Here is a 17231-nt window from a genome sequence, read left to right on the forward strand (position 1 = left end):
ATACCTGTAGCCAGACCAACCGTGAAGGAGCCCCGCTATGACGTCGATGTCCCCGGTGACGGCCCCGTCCGACGAGCGCCGTGTGCGGGCAATTCTGATCGACTACGGGGGAGTGCTCACAGCTCCGCTGGGTTCAGCCTTCCGTGGAATCGCCGCCGACGCGGGACTCGAACCGAGTCAGGTGATTGGCGTCCTCGGCACCCATGAAGGGGCACGCTGTGCGCTAGTGGAGCACGAGGTGGGACAGCTGGATGATGAGGGTTTCGAGGATGCGTTCGCGGCAGCCCTAGTCGAGGCAGGGGGAAAGGTCGAGGCGCGGGGGCTGCTGGCCAGCCTGGGCGCCCACCTCGAGCTGGACCTGCCGATGATCGACATGGTCCGCCGGATCCGTGCTGCAGGCGTACCGGTGGCGCTCGTCTCCAACTCCCTCGGTCAAGATTGTTATTCCCGCATCGACCTCGACGAACTCTTCGATGTCAGTGTGATCTCCGCTCAGGTGGGTGTACGTAAACCATCACGCGAGATCTACCGCATCGCGTGTTCTCGGCTCGGTGTCGCACCGGATGAGTGTCTGCTCGTCGACGACCTCGAGCACAACCTCGTCGGTGCTGCCCGTCTGGGAATCACCGGCGTCCTCCACCGAACCGCCGAGGAGACGATCGGCGTCGTTCACGAGCTCTTGCACCTGCCCGCCCCATCCGTCATCGGCCAGTAGCCGGCACACCATCAGAAAAGGACCACCACGATGTTTGAACTCAGCGAGCGCGGACAGGACTACCGCGACCGTCTCCTCACCTTCATGGAAGAGCACGTCTATCCCGCGGAGAGCGTCTACCACGAGCAGATGCGTGCATCAAACGACGCGAACCACCAGCCGCAGGTGCTCGAAGACCTCAAGGCCGAGGCTCGTAGCCAGGGTCTGTGGAATCTGTTCCACCCGCATCCGGAGTGGGGACCGGGCCTGACCAACCTCGAGTACGCGCACCTGGCCGAGATCACCGGCCGCAGCCTCGAGATCGCACCCGAGGCCATCAACTGCAACGCCCCGGACACCGGCAACATGGAGGTGCTCACCCTCTTCGGCACCGAGGAGCACAAAGAGAAGTACCTGCGGCCGCTTCTCGCGGGCGAGATGGCCTCCGCGTTCGCCATGACCGAGCCCGCCGTCGCGAGCTCCGACGCGACCAACATCGAGACCCGCATGGAGCGCGATGGTGACGAGTATGTCATCAACGGGCGCAAGTGGTGGACGTCGAACGCCTTGCACAAGAACTGCAAGGTCATGATCGTCATGGGCAAAACCGATCCAGACGCCCCCATTCACCGGCAGCAGTCGATGATGGTGGTCCCCCTCGACACCCCGGGAGTGAAGATCGAACGCGGTCTCCCGGTCTTCGGGTACATGGATCGGGAAGGTCATGCGGAGGTGACGTTCACCGATGTGCGCGTGCCCCGCTCCGCTCTTCTCGCCGGCGAGGGGGATGGCTTCATGATCTCCCAGGCACGACTCGGCCCGGGTCGTATCCATCACTGCATGCGAGCGATCGGTGTGGCCGAGCGTGCTCTCGACCTGATGATCGACCGCGCACAGTCGCGGGTGACGTTCGGCGAGCCGGTGGCGAACCGGGCCAACATCATGGATTGGGTCGCCGAATCGCGCATCGAGATCGAGATGGCCCGCCTGCTCACCCTGAAGGCGGCACACATGATGGACACCGTCGGCAACAAGGTGGCGCGCACGGAGATCGCCGCGATCAAGGTCGCGGCTCCAGCTGTCGCGTTGAAGGTCATCGACCGCGCCATCCAGGTGCATGGCGGCGGCGGCGTGAGCGACGACTTCCCTCTCGCGCTCTGGTACGCCCATATGCGCACCCTGCGTCTCGCCGATGGTCCGGACGAGGTGCACAAGATGACCATCGCGCGTCGCGAGTACCGTCGGCGCGATCCCGAGTGGGGGCGGAAGAAGTGATCGAGGGCATCGACACGGAGGCGATGACGGAGTGGCTCGCCGAGCGAGTGGAGGTCGAGCAGCCGTTGACCTACGAACGTGTGGGTTTGGGTCAGTCCAACCTGACCTACCTGGCGACAGACGTCAGGGGTCGCCGGTTGGTGTTACGCCGTCCACCGATGGGCGAGATCCTCGCCTCCGCGCATGATGTCGCGCGGGAGCACCGGATTCTCTCGGCTCTCCAGGACACGCGGGTGCCCTTGCCTGTCGTCCACGGATTGTGCGAGGCCCCGGCGGTCGCCGACCGTCCGGTACTCGTAGTGTCCTTCGTCGACGGGCTGGTGCTCGATGATCGAGCGGATGCGGAGCGGCTCTCCGCGGCTGCTCGGCACGCTGTGGGGCTGTCTCTGGCGGAAACCCTGGCACGCATCCACGCTGTCGACCTGGAGGAAGTCGGTCTCGACGACCTCGCGAGCCGCAAGCCTTACGCCGCGCGCCAGCTGCGCCGGTGGAGCGGGCAGTGGGAGCTCTCCCGCACCCGCGATCTCGCCGATCTCGACCGGCTGACGGCCCGGCTGCGCGAGCGCGAGCCGGCGCCCGGTGAGATCACCCTCGTGCATGGCGACAGCCATCTACGCAACGTCATCGTCGACCCGGACGACGCGCAGGTGCGGGCGATCCTCGACTGGGAGCTGGCCACACTCGGCGACCCGCTTGCCGACCTCGGGACCCTGCTCGCCTACTGGCCCCAGGCGGGGGACCCGCCCACGATGCGATTCGATGCCTCGACCGTGCCTGGCTTCGCGACTCGGACCGAGCTCGTCGAGCACTATGCCGAGGTGTCGGGGCGCGATGTCTCGGATGTGCCCTTCTGGCATGGTCTCGGCCTGTGGAAGCTTGCGATCATCCTCGAGGGGGTCCGCCGGCGCCAGCTCGACGACTCACGCAACCTCACGGCGATGGGGCACATACCGGCGGGGGCGGTCGACGAGCTCGTGACCTGCGCGCACACGGTGCTCGACGAAGCGGGCTAGATTGACGGCGGGCAGGGAGGAGTGGCTGCCCCTTCAGGGCTGACCTCGTGACTCTGCCCGCCTGGTATCGGTATCGCCCTCACCGCGGGCCTGGCACTTAGGTGTCCGCTCAAGACGTGTACGGCACCGTTTGGAGATGCCGCCGAATATCAGACGGCCGCCAGCGGTGAAGGCCGCGCCGGGATGGCACGAGGTCGTCAATGATTACGTTGGGCGCTGATTACGTTGGGCGCTCTCCCCTCTCGACTCTTAGTCACCGTCGCGACTGCGGCGAATAGCCTGTTGAGGACATCTGCGGGGTCGCGAGGGTTTTCCAGCTCGTGCGTGGACGGTCGATCACCTCAAGTCGCCGCCGGGTACCGCACACCTGGTGCAGTGCCGCCTGGATGCCGTGGGCGGTGATCATGGTGGACCGGATACTCGGACCCGCCCCCCGCGTTGGCCGTGCCGCACCTCTCGCTGCGATTCTCGTCTGGCAGGGTCAAGGCCGAATGCGAACTAGCGCTACCCAACGGGCGGACCTCGCGAAGTGTGCCTCGGTCGACCGCCACAAAACCATGGGAACCCGATAGGTGAACAATTGACGGCAAACCATATTCGCGTAGGCCCGGCATTCGTTCCACGGCCGGTTTCATCTATCGCTTTGCCCCGGTTGGCAGTCTCAATTTTCGCCGTGCCCGGCAGTAGCTTCCGCCGAAGCTTTGCGCTATCGGGCTGGATCGGCATCTCGGATTGACCGGGGGGCATATTCACCAAGTGGGTCCACAGTCCAGTCCTCAGATGGCGGACCTGTGCCGCCTGACGGCCTCGTAGTTGCCACATCGGGCGCTGCAATAAGCCCGTCGCCCGTTGCGGCTGGTGTCGACGAAGGCCTCCGGGCAACCATGCCGGTTGCATGCGCCGAGCCGACCGCCTGCGGACTCCACCGCGAAGATCGCCAGGCCGCCCGCGGTGATCGCCTTGGTCCGCGCGACAGCATCATCGTGATCGGCCGTGAAGTGGAGATGGGGCTTCATCCCGTCATGGGTACTCAGAAAGGCCCTTGAGGTCGCTGCCTCCAGGAGGCAGTTAATTGCTGCGCAGGTCGATTCGACGTCGCCAGCCTCGAACGGCTCTCGTAATCCATGCGACCACTCGAGAAGCTGGTGCGACTGTGCACGGGAGAGTGCAGGGTCGCGCACTTCGAACTTGTGTAGTGCCGCTGCGGCTGCCTGGGTATCCCAGCCGCGGCCGGCGAGAGAAGCGAGCTCGCCGGCAAGGAGCGGACCGGTCATATTGTCATGGTTGAACTGCACCGACCCATTGCACCATCGTCAACGTATGCGGAAAGCCGACAACACGCGTTCAACGATTCGCCCCCACGCCGTGGGGGCGGAGTGCGTCCTCGACGTCGATCACAGGTGGGTGGGCGATTCGCGGCATTCGACCAGTGAGGGCGTCATCGTCTACGAGTCCTGCTCCTGCGGGGCCCGTCGCATCCGCCGCGGAGGCGTGCCCATCGCGCAGACCTCCGGCATGCCGCAGGCTCGAGCCCGCGCGTCGTCACCGAGACGCTAGTTGTGCGCCCATCGCTGTGATCAGTTCATTCCAGGCCGTGTCGAACTTGGCGACGCCCTCGCGCTCAAGCTGAGCGAAGACGTCATTCATGTCGATCCCGACCTCACCGAGCGCCTCGAACAGCGCTGCAGGCTCGGCAAACCTTGTGGTGCTCGATTCCGAAGAAATGACTCCGTGGTCGGCGAACGCCTCCATGGTCGCCGTCGGCATCGTGTTGACCGTCGCCGGTGCGACCAGCTCACTGACATAGAGGGTGTCGCTGTACCGCGTGTCCTTCACGCCGGTGGACGCCCACACCGGCCGCTGCGGTCGGGCGCCGCGGTCGGCCAGGCTCCGGAGCCGGTCGGAGCTCTCGAAGTGCTGCTGATACTCGGCGTAGGCCAGCCAGGCATTGGCCAGCGCGGCCTGGCCCTTCAGGGCCAGCGCGGCCGGTGTGCCGATGGCCTCGAGTCTGGCATCGACCTCGGTATCGACCCGCGAGACGAAGAACGACGCCACGGAGTGGATGGACGACAGGTCGTGGCCGGCCAGGGCGGCGGCATCCAGACCGTCCAGGTAGGACTGAACGACCTGTGTGTAGCGCTCGACAGAGAAGATCAGTGTGACGTTCACGCTGATGCCTTCGGCCAGTACCCGACTGATCGCCTCCAGTCCGGCCGTGGTGGCCGGAATCTTGATCAGCAGGTTGGGTCGGTCCACGATCTGCCACAGCTCCTTCGCCTGTGCCACCGTGGCCTCGGCATCGTGAGCCACTACCGCGTGTGGCGCGACCTGGGTTACGCGGTCGGCGCGGTGTTCGGGGGGATCGTCGCCGACGCCATGGGGATGCACGCCGCGGTGTGGGCCGCCGCCGTGGTCAGCGCGGTGTCGGCGGCCGCCGTGGCGATCCGCATGTACGAGACCCTCACACCAGGCCCAGCTCACGTGCCCGCGCCACCGCCGCGGTCCGCGAGGTGACGCCGAGCTTGTCGAAGACGTGGACGAGGTGGGTCTTGACCGTCGCCTCCGACACGTGCAGCGACGCGGCGGCCTGCCGATTGGTCGCCCCGGTGGCGACGGCGCGCAGGACCTCCGCCTCCCGCTCGGTCAGCACCGGCCGCGGGTCGCGCATCCGGCTGATCAACCGCGCGGCGACAGTGGGGGACAGCGCGCTCTCGCCGGCGGCGGCGGCGCGCACCGCGCCCAACAGCTCGTCAGGGCCGGCGTCCTTGAGCAGATAACCGCAGGCCCCGGCCTCGATGGCGCCGAGAATGTCCGCGTCCGTGTCGTGGCTCGTCAGCACCAACACCTGCGGAGGGTCGGCCAGGTCGCGGATCGCGGCGGTGGCCAGCACACCGGCGGTGGCATCCCCCGCGAACCGCAGGTCCATCAACACCACGTCCACGTCCCCGATCCGGCACCGCTCCACGGCAGCGCCGGCCGCCGCCGCCTCGGCGACCACCTCGATCGCGGGATCGGCGGCGAGCAGTGCACGCAGCCCGGTTCGCACCACCGCGTGATCGTCCGCGATCAGGACACGCGTCCTCGTCGTCGTCATCTCTCGTCCCCCGACCGGGTTCCGGGCGCTATCTCCCACATCGGTAGCTCGGCACGGACCACCGTGCCCGACCCCGGCTCGGAGTCGACCTCGAACCGCCCGCCCAGGTCGCCCACCCGCCGCGCCATGCCGTCGAGCCCGAACGAGGCGGCGGTGCGCGGGGCGGCGACGTCGAAACCGCGGCCATCGTCGGCGATCTCCAGGACCACGGCGGTGGGGGAGCCGGACAGGGTCAGTGTGATCCGCTGCGGCGCACCGTGCCGCACGGCGTTCGCCAGCGCCTCCTGCGCTACCCGGACGAGCACCGCGGCGAGCTCCGCCGGCGGCTCGGTGGAGGACTCGGTGGCGTGCTCGCCGGCGTTCTCGGTGGCCACCGACACCTCGAGCCCGGGATTCTCGGCCCGGCACCTCGCGGCCACACGGCCCAGCGCCCCGGCCAGCGACACGCCGTCGAGCGGCGCGGGCCGCAGGGCGGCGATGAGCCTGCGCGTCTCGGTGAGGTTCTCGCCCGCCACCTCGCGGGCCAGGCGGATCTGGTCGACGGCGGGGCTAGACGGCGCGGTGCGCTCGGCCGCGTGCAGCAGCATCCCGATGCTCGCAAGCCCCTGCGCGATGGTGTCGTGGATCTCCCCGGCCAGTCGCGCGCGCTCGGCCTCCCGGCCCACCTCCCGTTCCCGCGCGGCGAGCGCCGAGCGGGTGGCCACGAGCTCGGCGATCACCTCCCGCCGGGCCTGGGACTCGCGGTGCAGTGCCCGCACACCGGCCCCCAGTCCGAGGGCCACGAGCGCTCCCACCGTCGGGCCGATGACCCCGGCGGGAGTGAACCCGTGATGCAGGCCCAGGGCGATGACCGCCACGGCGGCCAGCGCCGCCACCGCCGCGGTGCCGGCCCACACGCCGAGCAGGAACTGGACCAGGAAGAACAGAGGAAATACCAGGTAGGCGGCCTCGGGAACCCGGACCACCAGGCACGCCCACAACGCCAGGACCGCGACCAGCCAACCGGCCCGGACGGCGGCGGTCGTCGGGCGACGGCGCGCCCACACCGTCCCCGCGACGTACACGACCGTGAACCCCACGGCGGCGGCGACCGCCGGCGGATCGGGCATGCCGGAGGTGTCCCGGTGCGCGCTGACCAACGTGAGGGCCAGCAGTGCGGCCACCAACGTGTGCAGCGCCACCTGGAGCTGCGCGAACACCGCACGCACCCCCGCCGACTCGGGCGGGAGCTCGGCGGCGGTGGTCGGCGCAGGGGCAGGCGCGGCGGCGGACGCGGGCGCGGGGATCATCCGGTCGACGCTAGTCGCCGGTGGGGCACCCGGCATCCATCGAACGATGGAGGCCGGCCCCACCGTTCGACGCCGCGGAACCACCCTCGTGGCCGATCCGGTGCGGCGTCGGCGGGACGAGCCTGGAGGCAGACCTCCACGACAGGTAGACCCCACGAAAGGGACCCCATGTTCTTCGCACTCCGCGAGCTCCGCACGGCGCGGTGGCGCTTCGCCCTCATCACGGGCGTCGTACTGATGCTGTCCGTCCTGGTGGCGGGCCTGCTCGGCCTGACCGCCGGGCTGGCGCACCAGAGCGTGTCCGCGCTCCGGGCGCTCGGCGCGGACGGCTCCGGCTTCGTCCTTCCCGCCGACGACTCCGGCGCCGTCGACCTCGACCGCGCCGCACTCACCGCCGACCAGGTGGCCGCCGTGGCCGCCGGGGACCCGTCGGCCGTCCCGGTGGGACTCGCCCGGATCACCCTGGACGACGGTACCGAGACCGGCGTCTCCGTCGTCGCCGTGGGACTGGCCGACGAGGTGGGATCGGTGGCGCCACCGGCGCCGGGGGAGGTCCTGGTCTCCGACGGTGTCGACGACGAGGTGGGCGCCGACGTCGGCGTGATCAGCCTCGGGGGCAGCGCGTTGGCGGTCGCCGGACACACCGGTGATCTCTGGCATTCGCACACCCCTGTCGTCGTCACCGACCTCGACACCTGGCACTCGCTCGCTCCGCGCGGCGGGGCCGCCACCACCGTGGCCGTGGCGGCGGACGTCGACCCGGAGGCCGTCGCCTCCGACGCCGGCCTCACGCTGGTCGAGGCCGACGGACTCGTCGGGGCACTGCCCTCGCACCGCGCCGAGAACACCTCGCTGAGCACGATGACCACCATGCTCCTCGCCGTCACCGCGCTGGTCGTGGGCGCGTTCTTCGCCGTCTGGGGGATGCAGCGCCGTCGTGACGTCGCCGTGCTCAAGGCGCTCGGGGCGTCCACCGCCGCGGTCGTCCGCGACTCGGTCGGCCAGGCCGCGGTCGTCCTGGCCGTGGGCGTCGCGGGCGGGGTCGGGATCGCCGCCCTGGTCGGCCTGGCAGTCGGCGGCACCGTGCCGTTCGTCGTCTCGGCCGGGACCACCCTCGTGCCGGCCGCGCTGCTCGCCGTGCTCGGCCTCGCGGGCGCCGCCGTCTCACTGCGGCCCGTGCTGACCGCCGACCCCAACTCGGCACTGGGGGCGGCCCGATGAACGGCTCCGAGTCCGGCACCTGCTTCACCTCGTCGTCGTCGACCCCGGCGTCCTCACCGCGACCCACCACCAGGAGAACCGCCATGCCCCGTACCGCACTGACCCGTACCGCCCTCCACGATGCCCCCGTGACCACCGCGCCCGTCCCGACCGCCCTCGGGATGGAGAACGTCGTCCTGACGTTCCCCGACGGCCACGGCAGGGTCACCGCCGTCGACGACGTCTCGCTCTCGATCGGGCGGGGCCGCAGCCTCGCGGTGACCGGCCCCTCGGGATCGGGGAAGTCGAGCCTGCTCGCCGTCGCCGCAACGCTCGCCCGACCGGACTCCGGGCACGTGTGGCTGGAGACCGGGGACGGGGCGGTGGACCTGGCCGCGGTGGACGCGCGCCGGGGGGCCGAGCTGCGCCGACGCGAGATCGGCATCGTGTTCCAGCAGGCCAACCTCATCGAGTCGCTCACGGCCCGGGAACAGCTCGAGGCCATGGTGTGGCTGGGGTCGCGGCCGTCCCGCGCCCGACGGCTCCACGCCCGCGAGCGCGCCGACGAGCTGCTCGGCGTGGTGGGACTGGGTGACGCCGCGGACCGGTCGGTCGGGGCGCTGTCCGGCGGGCAGCGGCAGCGGGTGGCCGTGGCGCGCGCCCTGATGAGCGGGCCGTCGCTCCTGCTCGCCGACGAACCGACGAGTGCGCTGGACTCCGCGTCCGGTCGGGTCGTCATAGACCTCCTGCTCGGTACCGCGCGCGAGCTCGACGTGGCACTGATGCTCGTCACGCACGACGCCACGATGGCGGCCCGGTGCGACGCGCAGGTCCACCTGGTCGACGGCGCCGTCACGCACTGATCACCCGGAAGGACGCACCCCCGCGGTCAGCGGGCGCGGCGGTTTCGCCCACGCCCGCGACGCCCTGCGGGAGACTGGGATCCAGCCCGCCTGTCGACACCGACACCGGAAGAGGACCCCAGCCGCGATGGAGCATCTCAGCCACTTCGCCCAGGAGTTCCGCAAGGCGCTGAGGAACCTGTTGCCCATCGTGGCGGTGGTGGTGGCCTTTCAGCTGCTGGTCTTCCGCCGGATGCCGGAAGATCCTCTGCAGCTGGTGGCCGGTCTGTTGATCGTGGGTGTCGGCATCGCCCTGTTCCTCCAGGGGCTGGACCTCAGCGTGTTCCCGGTGGGAAAGAACCTCGCCAACCAGTTCACGCGCCGCGGGGCCCTGGGGCTGCTACTGGCCTTCGGCTTCTTCATCGGTTTCGCCGCGGTCGTGGCCGAACCGGCCCTGATCGCCGTGGCGGAGCAGGCGGAGCTGATCAGCGAGGGGCGGATCAACGGGATCGTGCTGCGGGTCGTCATCGCGGTATCCGTGGGGCTCGTGCTCGTCGTGGGCATCCTGCGCGTGCTGCGGGGCTGGGCGGTCCACCGGATTCTGATCGGCGGTTACGTGGTGGTTCTGGCGGCCACGTTCGTGGCCCCGCCGGAGATCGTGGGTCTGGCCTACGACTCCGGCGGGGTGACCACCAACGTCGTGACGGTGCCGCTGATCGCCGCGATCGGGATCGGGCTGGCGAACTCGATCCGTGGACGCAGTGCTCTGACGGACGGCTTCGGTCTGGTGGCGTTGTGCGTGATGGTGCCGATGATCGGTGTGCAGCTCTACGGGATCTGGGTGTACACGTTCGGTGGCGGCGGCGGGGAACCGGCCCCGGGAGCGCAGCAGTCCGACGGTGTCCCCTGGTGGCTGGAGCACGTGGTGGGCCTGGCGGAGATGGTCCGCGACGTGGCTCCCATGGTGCTCGTGGTCCTGTTCTTCCAGTACGTCGCGCTGCGTCGCCGGCTGTCCCACCCGCTGCGGGTGGCGGTGGGGTTCGTCATGGTCCTCGTGGGGCTCTACGCCTTCGTGGTCGGCCTGAAGATGGGGCTATTCCCGCTGGGCACACAGATGGCAGAACAGCTCATCGGACTCGACGTACCGGTTCTGATCCTGCTCTTCGCGCTGCTCATCGGCTTCGCCACCACCATGGCCGAACCGGCGCTGCTGGCCATTGCCGGACAGGCCGCACACGTGTCACCGGCCGGGATCAACGCCACCGCCATCCGACTGGTCGTCGCCTCCGGGGTCGCGGTCGGCATCACCCTGGGGGTGTACCGCATCCTCGTCGGCGCGCCGCTGCACTACTTCATCATGGTCTCCTACGCGGTCGTGATCGCACTGGTGGCCCTGGCTCCCAAATACATCGTCGCCCTGGCCTTCGACCTCGGCGGGGTCACCACCTCGGAGGTCACGGTGCCACTGGTCACCGCGCTGGGGATCGGCTTGGCCAGTGCGATCGAGGGCCGAAGCGCCCTGGTCGACGGGTTCGGGCTGATCGCCTTCGCCTCGATCTTCCCGATCATCTCCGTCCTGTTGTACGCACTCGTCCTGGAGAAAATCCCCCGCCTGCGGAAGGAACCGTCATGAAGTTCACGGCCGTCGTCGTCATCGCCCCGCCTGACCTGGAGGACACCGCCATCGAGATAGCCCAGCGCGCCGGCGCTACCGGGGTGACCATTCTGGACGGCAAGGGGATCGGAGGGGAGGAGAAGAAGACCTTCTTCGGCCTGACCTTCGAGGGCTCCCAGTCGGTTCTCCTCATGGTCGTGGGGACGCACCTGGCCACCCCGATCCTCAAGGCCCTGCACGAGATCCTGGTCGACGGGGACAACTCCCGAGGCATCGCCTTCAACGTTCCCGTCGAGCACCTGACCGGGATCGACGCCCGGCAGCTGGTGAAGTTCGAGGAGTTCATGCGCCGGGAGGACACCTGAACCGCCCGGCACCCTACGCCCCATCCCGACACGAACCCTCCAGGAGGACCCCATGCTGACCGTCCGACAAGTCATGGTGCCCGACGTGGTCACCGTCTCCCCCTACGCCACTCTCCGCGAGGCGTTGACGGAGATGCGCGCCAATCGGGTCAAGAGTCTCGTGGTGGAGCGGCAGCATCCCCACGACGCCTACGGCCTGCTGAGCTACAACGAACTGCTGCGCGTCGTCGTGGCGGAGGAGGGCGACGTGGACCTGCTCAACGTCTACGACGCCGCGGTGAAACCGGCTGTCACGGTGGGCGAGGACCTGTCGGTGAACCAGGCTTCCACTCTAATGGACCGGTACCACCTGAACCGTCTGGTCGTGGTCCGCGGTAACGACCTCGTCGGGCTGCTGGCGATGAACGACATCATCTCCCGGTTGATCGACGAGCTCGCCTGAGCCGCGACCGAGCCGGGGCCGGGGGGCGGCCACACAGCGTCGGTAGTTTTTCCTGATTTTCCCGGTGCGCGTCCCTACGCTGGGGCGATGACCATCGACGACGGCACCCGGCCCTCCCCCGGGGCGTCCCGGTGGAGGGCACCGGCGGCGGGCGCCGGGTTCCTCCTGGTCCTCCTGGCGGTCTTCGCCGGGCTGGCGTTCGCCGTCTCCGACGACGAGACCGTCTCCCTGGACCGGCCGGTGATGATGTGGGTGCACGGGGCGACGACGCCCTGGCTCACGGCCGCGGCGGAGACCGCGAGCTACCTCGGCGGACAGTTCGTGCTCGCGGCCTCCGTCGTGATCGCGCTGCTGCTGTGCGTCCTGCGCAGATTCGGGGGCGCCTTCCTCGTGCTGGCCGCGGTGTACGGGTCGTCCAGGCTCAACGTCGCCCTCAAGCCGGCCTTCGAGCGATCGCGCCCGGATTTCTGGGAGCACCTGTCGGCGGAGAACACCTTCTCCTTCCCCAGTGGGCACGCGATGGGGTCGATGTCGCTCGCGGCGCCGCTGGTCGTCCTGACCTGGGGCAGCCGGTACCGGTGGGCCGCGCTCGCGGTGGCGGTGGTCTACGTCCTCGCGGTCGGCGCGTCCCGCGTCTACCTGGGGGTCCACTTCCCCAGCGACGTCCTCGCGGGCTGGTGTCTGACCTTGCTGTGGGTCGGGATCCTCGCGGTGATCCTGCTACTCGTGACCCGCGTGCTCCACCGGTACGCGCCGACGCTCGCGGACTGGGTCTGACACCGGCCCGGCAGGGTTTGGCGGCTCGGGACCCCGGTCCGTTCGGCCGGTCTAGGATCGGCGGGAGAGGGCCCCGCAGGGCTCGGAGCCCGGACAGTAGTGGGTCGAGGAGGCGCCATGACCATGAACTCTCATCCGGTGACGGGTGCTCGGACCCCGGCGGATCGTCGCCACCGCGTCGTCATCATCGGGTCGGGTTTCGGGGGCCTCGCCGCCGCCCGCGCCCTCGACAAGGCGGACGTGGACGTCACCCTGGTCGCCAGGACCGGCCACCATCTCTTCCAGCCCCTGCTGTACCAGGTGGCGACCGGGATCCTGTCGGTCGGAGAGATCGCACCCGCCATCCGATTGGTCCTCCGCGACCAGGAGAACGCCACCGTCGCCCTGGGTGAGGTGGACCGGATCGACGTGGCCGCGCGGACCGTCCACGCGGCCGCCGGGCACGTGGACTTCGAGCTCGAGTACGACAGCCTCATCGTCGCCGCCGGCGCGAACCAGTCCTACTTCGGGAACGACCACTTCGAGCGCTGGGCTCCCGGCATGAAGTCCATCGATGACGCCCTGGAACTGCGGAGCAGGATCATGGGCTGCTTCGAACAGGCCGAGGTGACCGAGGACGACGCGGAACGTCGTCGCCTCCTGACGTTCGTGGTGGTCGGCGCCGGTCCCACGGGCGTGGAGATGGCCGGACAGATCGCGGAGCTGGCGCAGCGGACCCTGAAGAACAGCTTCCGCCGGATCGACCCGGGCCGGGCCCGCATCATCCTCATCGATGCCGCCCCGTCTGTCCTGCCGCCCTTCGGACCGAAGCTCGGCAACGCGGCCCGCAGGCGGCTGGAGGAACTGGGTGTGGAGATCCAGCTCAACGCCATGGTGACCGATGTGGACTACAGCGGAATCGAGGTCAAGGACCCCGACGGATCGCTCCGCCGGATCGACTCGACCTGCAAGATCTGGTCGGCCGGCGTCCAGGCGAGCCCACTGGGCCAGATGCTCGCCGACCAGACCAGCGCCGAGGTGGACCGGGCGGGCCGCGTCCTGGTGAATCCCGATCTCTCGTTGCCCGGGCACCCGGAGATCTTCGTGATCGGCGACATGATCAACCTCGACAACCTGCCGGGCGTCTCCCCCGTCGCCATCCAGGGCGGCAAGTACGTCGCCAAGCAGATCGTCCGCGAGGTCGAGGGGGGACGGTCCCCGTCCGAGCGCCCGCCGTTCAAGTACTTCGACAAGGGGTCGATGGCGACGGTGTCGCGCTACAGCGCGGTGGCCAAGATCGGGCCGCTCGAGCTCCACGGCTTCCTCGCCTGGGTTCTGTGGCTGGTGGTGCACCTGGCCTTCCTCATCGGCTTCCGGAACCGCGTCATCACCCTGCTGTCCTGGGGGCTGCACATCGGTGACCACCGCTCGCACCTGAACTCCACCGCCCGGTGGGTCTACGCACGTCAGGCCATCGCCGAGGCGCAGGAGCGGGAGCGTCGGGACGCCGACCGCGCGGTGTCCGACTGACCCGACGCCGCCGCGGGCGCCGGACACCGAATCGCGGGAAACGCTCAGTCTGGAACCTGCGCACGGCACTACACTGCCCTCATCACGACCGCCCACATCACGGACAAGGGCTGGAGGACGGCCATGGGCACGCTGACCTACACCGCGACCGTCTCGGTCGACGGGTACGCCGCGGACGCGAGTGGCGACTTCAACTGGTCCGCCCCGAGCGGCGAGGTGTTCCGGTTCCACGTGGAACGCCTGGGGCCCGTCGTCCACGAGGTGCTCGGCCGGCGGACGTACAAGCTGATGGAGTACTGGCTGTCCCCACCGGAGGACGACTCGTGGAGCCCCGACGAGCACGAGTTCGCGGAGCGGTGGAAGGCGATACCGCGCACCGTGGTGTCCTCGAGACTGACCGCGAACGACCTCGTGTCCGATCGTGATCGCCTCGTCCCGCGACTCGACCTGGACACTCTGCGCCGCATCGTCGATGAGGCGCCGGGCGAGGTGGAGATCTTCGGACCCACCACGGCCGGCGCGGCGATCCGCGCGGGGCTGGTCTCGGATCTCCGGTTGTTCGTCGTCCCCAGGGTCGTGGGCGGCGGACTGCGCGCGCTGCCCCCGGACACGACGCTGGACCTGGAGCTCGCCGCCCACCGCGTCTTCGCCGGCGGGACCGCCTACTCGCACTACCGGACACGCTGACCCGGCGCACGGCATCACCCGCACGACCCCTGCGCGCCGCATCGCCCGCGCGCCGCACCGCCCGCACCACCCCCGCACGCCCCGGCGGCGGGGGTGGGATTGGACACCGTGCGCAGCGATCGCGAAAATCGACGGGCTGATCTGTGCCACGTGCACAGCCACCACCGGTCAGGGTGACCCACATCACCTGGCCGCCTACGCTTGTCGCGGTCGACGGTCGGTGGTCGACAGTCGATGCGCCGTTCAGACGTCCTAGGAGGAACATGGCAACGCCGGACGGGTCCACAGGGCCCCACGGGACGGGTACCGCGGTCCCCGAGACGATCTCGGCCGAGCCGGTGCCCCGGCGCCGGATCATCCTCGCCTCGCTCATCGGGACCACGATCGAGTTCTACGACTTCTACATCTTCGCGACGGCCGCGGTATCGGTCTTCCCGCTGCTGTTCTTCGCGGGCGGTGACCCGGGCACCGCGTTGCTGGCCTCGATGGCCACCTTCGGTACGGCGTTCATCGCGCGGCCGCTCGGGTCCATCGTCTTCGGTCACTACGGGGACCGTCTCGGCCGGAAGGTCACCCTGGTCGGCGCGCTACTGACCATGGGTATCGCGACGTTCCTCATCGGCCTGTTGCCGACGATCCACCAGATCGGTCTCTGGGCGCCGGCGATGCTGACGATCCTGCGCTTCTTCCAGGGCATCGGCCTGGGTGGCGAGTGGTCGGGTGCCGCGCTCCTGGCCTCGGAGACGGCGCAACCGGGCAAGCGCGCGTTCGCCGCCATGTGGCCGCAGCTCGGCGCGCCGTTCGGCTTCATCCTCGCCAACGGCATCTTCCTGCTGCTCACGATCTGGTTCTCGTACGATTCCACCGCCGCGGAACTGGGCGACCCGTTCCTGGTGTGGGGCTGGCGTCTGCCCTTCCTGTTGTCGATCGTGATGGTCGCCGTCGGCCTCTACGTACGGCTCCGCATCGAGGAGACGCCGGTCTTCGCCCGGGCGATCGCCAACAACGAGCGGGTCAAGACCCCGGTCTCGGAGGTGTTCCGCAGGAACTGGTGGGAGATCATCCTCGGCACGTTCATCATGCTGGCCACGTACGGCCTGTTCTACCTGATGACCACGTGGATCCTGTCGTTCGCGATCGGCGGCGCGGACGCCGGCGGGCTCGGCTACGGCTACCAGTCGTTCCTCATCATCCAGGTGATCGCGATCCTGCTGTTCGCCGCGTTCGTCCCGGTGGCCGGCCTGCTGGCCGACAAGCTGGGCCGCCGTCGGATGCTCATCGGCGTCACCGCCGCCATCATCCTGTTCGGCCTGAGCTTCGGTTGGTGGCTCGACCCGGACGCGATGGGTACGGGCGAGGACCTTGACGTGGTGCGGATGCTGCTCTTCCTGTGCGTCGGCATGATGCTCATGGGGCTGACCTTCGGGCCGATGTCCGCGGTGCTTCCCGAGTTGTTCCCCACCCACACGCGCTACACGGGCTCGGGAGTGGCGTACAACTTCTCCGCGATCCTGGGCGCGGCGCTGACCCCGTTCGTCGCGGTGTGGCTGGTGCAGAACTACTCGGTCGCCTACGTCGGCTACTACCTGGTCGGCCTGAGCGTGCTCACCATCATCTCGCTGATCCTCGCCCCCGAGACCAGCAAGACGTCCATGTACTCGGACGAGTCGGGCATCCGGACGAACTGAGTACCCGGTCGGTCTGACCCCGCGGGGCCGACCCGACCGCGACGGCAAGACCCCGGGAAGGCACGACCCCGCGACACGAGACCCCGGGACCGATGTGGTCCCGGGGTCTCGTGTCGTCTGGATGGTTGCGGTCGCGGATGGGTGGGGGGCGACGACGAGGTTTTCACCGACGGCGCCCGGCGGGGCCGAGAGCGCGGCCGCCGCTCAGCCCCTCAGTGGGAAAGCGCGGGCCACGTTGAGGACGCCGAGGACGACGAGGGAGATCGCGAAGAGCCACCAGAGGAACCCCGCGCCCCACACCGGGGTGCTGAGCAGCGCGAACCCGGCGAGGACGGAGATGATCGCGAAGAGGATCGTCACCGCGGTGGAACCGGTCTCGCCGAGGGTGAACAGTGCGGTGAAGCCCTCGACGATCCACATGACGCCGACCATGACGCTGACGAACAGGGCGAGGAAGACAGCGGATTCCTCCAGCGAAGCGAACGCGTAGGCGCCGGCGATGACGAACAGTAGGCCGAGGAGCGCGTGCCCGATCCTGCTACCCGTGCTCTGCCATCCGGCGATGACCGCGACCGCGATGTACACGATTCCGGAGACGATCGCGTACACGGCGAGCAGCCCGGTCACTGCGAGGGCGGTCTTCACGGGCCAGAACAGGACCGCGATGCCGAAACCGGCGGCGATGAGGCCGCCGATCAACAACGCGACGCGAAACGGATTCACGGTGCGGGTGGTTGCGGA

The 17231-nt window shown here is 69.2% G+C and carries 17 protein-coding genes and 1 pseudogene; 13 read left to right on the top strand and 5 right to left on the bottom strand.

Annotation, left to right across the window (positions count from 1 at the left end; all coding sequences use genetic code 11):
- Positions 1–37 precede the first annotated feature (37 nt).
- From G6R20_RS15270 to G6R20_RS15280, 3 genes are read left to right on the top strand one after another with little or no spacing between them, the layout of a single operon-like run.
- Positions 38–715, top strand: coding sequence for an HAD family phosphatase (locus tag G6R20_RS15270; RefSeq protein WP_163376874.1), 678 nt, complete (start codon positions 38–40; stop codon positions 713–715).
- A gap of 30 nt (positions 716–745) precedes the next feature.
- The gene (locus G6R20_RS15275; protein WP_063935502.1) at positions 746–1969 is read left to right on the top strand and encodes an acyl-CoA dehydrogenase family protein; all 1224 of its coding nucleotides are present in this window, start codon (positions 746–748) and stop codon (positions 1967–1969) included.
- The gene (locus tag G6R20_RS15280; protein WP_163376875.1) at positions 1966–2982 is read left to right on the top strand and encodes a phosphotransferase family protein; all 1017 of its coding nucleotides are present in this window, start codon (positions 1966–1968) and stop codon (positions 2980–2982) included. The genes G6R20_RS15275 and G6R20_RS15280 overlap by 4 nt, the downstream gene beginning before the upstream one ends.
- A 776-nt stretch (positions 2983–3758) precedes the next feature.
- On the opposite strand, the gene G6R20_RS15285 is transcribed toward G6R20_RS15280, so the two are convergent.
- Together G6R20_RS15285 and tal are read right to left on the bottom strand one after the other, a co-directional pair.
- Entirely contained in the window at positions 3759–4277 is a 519-nt protein-coding gene (locus G6R20_RS15285; protein WP_163376876.1) for a CGNR zinc finger domain-containing protein, read from the bottom strand.
- A 247-nt stretch (positions 4278–4524) separates the two neighbouring features.
- A pseudogene (gene tal, locus G6R20_RS15290) lies at positions 4525–5322 on the bottom strand (transaldolase); the annotation flags it as partial.
- Between tal and G6R20_RS18860 the strand changes: the two are divergent.
- Entirely contained in the window at positions 5284–5496 is a 213-nt protein-coding gene (locus G6R20_RS18860; protein WP_275898264.1) for a hypothetical protein, read from the top strand. The pseudogene tal and the gene G6R20_RS18860 sit on opposite strands and share 39 nt — an antisense overlap.
- Here G6R20_RS18860 and G6R20_RS18865 read toward each other — a convergent pair.
- Positions 5444–6076, bottom strand: a complete 633-nt coding sequence (locus G6R20_RS18865; protein WP_163376877.1) for a response regulator transcription factor — start codon at positions 6074–6076, stop codon at positions 5444–5446. The two genes, G6R20_RS18860 and G6R20_RS18865, sit on opposite strands and share 53 nt — an antisense overlap.
- Positions 6073–7365, bottom strand: coding sequence for a sensor histidine kinase (locus tag G6R20_RS15300; protein WP_163376878.1), 1293 nt, complete (start codon positions 7363–7365; stop codon positions 6073–6075). Before G6R20_RS15300 ends, G6R20_RS18865 begins: the two co-directional genes overlap by 4 nt.
- 168 nt (positions 7366–7533) lie before the next feature.
- On the opposite strand from G6R20_RS15300, the gene G6R20_RS15305 reads away from it, so the two are divergent.
- From G6R20_RS15305 to G6R20_RS15345, 9 genes are all read left to right on the top strand, one after another.
- Positions 7534–8586, top strand: coding sequence for an FtsX-like permease family protein (locus G6R20_RS15305; RefSeq protein WP_163376879.1), 1053 nt, complete (start codon positions 7534–7536; stop codon positions 8584–8586).
- Between the two features lie 161 nt (positions 8587–8747).
- Entirely contained in the window at positions 8748–9428 is a 681-nt protein-coding gene (locus G6R20_RS15310; RefSeq protein WP_067713178.1) for an ABC transporter ATP-binding protein, read from the top strand.
- Positions 9429–9555: 127 nt separating this feature from the next.
- On the top strand, positions 9556–11040 hold the full coding sequence (locus G6R20_RS15315; RefSeq protein WP_067713112.1) for a DUF1538 domain-containing protein: 1485 nt from the start codon (positions 9556–9558) through the stop codon (positions 11038–11040).
- Positions 11037–11387 carry a transcriptional regulator gene (locus tag G6R20_RS15320; protein ID WP_067713109.1) on the top strand — a complete coding sequence of 117 codons (351 nt, stop codon included), beginning with the start codon at positions 11037–11039 and terminating at the stop codon, positions 11385–11387. The genes G6R20_RS15315 and G6R20_RS15320 overlap by 4 nt, the downstream gene beginning before the upstream one ends.
- Positions 11388–11439: 52 nt before the next feature.
- On the top strand, positions 11440–11829 hold the full coding sequence (locus G6R20_RS15325; protein WP_067713106.1) for a CBS domain-containing protein: 390 nt from the start codon (positions 11440–11442) through the stop codon (positions 11827–11829).
- A gap of 87 nt (positions 11830–11916) precedes the next feature.
- Positions 11917–12606, top strand: coding sequence for a phosphatase PAP2 family protein (locus G6R20_RS15330; protein ID WP_069388386.1), 690 nt, complete (start codon positions 11917–11919; stop codon positions 12604–12606).
- 117 nt (positions 12607–12723) lie between these two features.
- On the top strand, positions 12724–14115 hold the full coding sequence (locus tag G6R20_RS15335) for an NAD(P)/FAD-dependent oxidoreductase (protein WP_205475907.1): 1392 nt from the start codon (positions 12724–12726) through the stop codon (positions 14113–14115).
- Between the two features lie 123 nt (positions 14116–14238).
- Positions 14239–14802 (top strand): dihydrofolate reductase family protein, encoded by a 564-nt coding sequence (locus G6R20_RS15340; RefSeq protein ID WP_067713098.1) that lies wholly within the window; start codon positions 14239–14241, stop codon positions 14800–14802.
- A 263-nt stretch (positions 14803–15065) separates the two neighbouring features.
- Positions 15066–16490: an MFS transporter gene (locus tag G6R20_RS15345; protein WP_163376881.1), complete on the top strand. Its 1425-nt coding sequence runs from the start codon at positions 15066–15068 to the stop codon at positions 16488–16490.
- 204 nt (positions 16491–16694) lie between these two features.
- Here G6R20_RS15345 and G6R20_RS15350 read toward each other — a convergent pair whose 3' ends face one another.
- On the bottom strand, positions 16695–17213 hold the full coding sequence (locus G6R20_RS15350; RefSeq protein WP_240341502.1) for a DUF308 domain-containing protein: 519 nt from the start codon (positions 17211–17213) through the stop codon (positions 16695–16697).
- Positions 17214–17231: the final 18 nt, after the last annotated feature.

Origin of the sequence: Dietzia sp. Alg238-R159, from assembly GCF_900537145.1 — a bacterium.
Classification (GTDB): Bacteria; Actinomycetota; Actinomycetes; order Mycobacteriales; family Mycobacteriaceae; genus Dietzia; species Dietzia kunjamensis.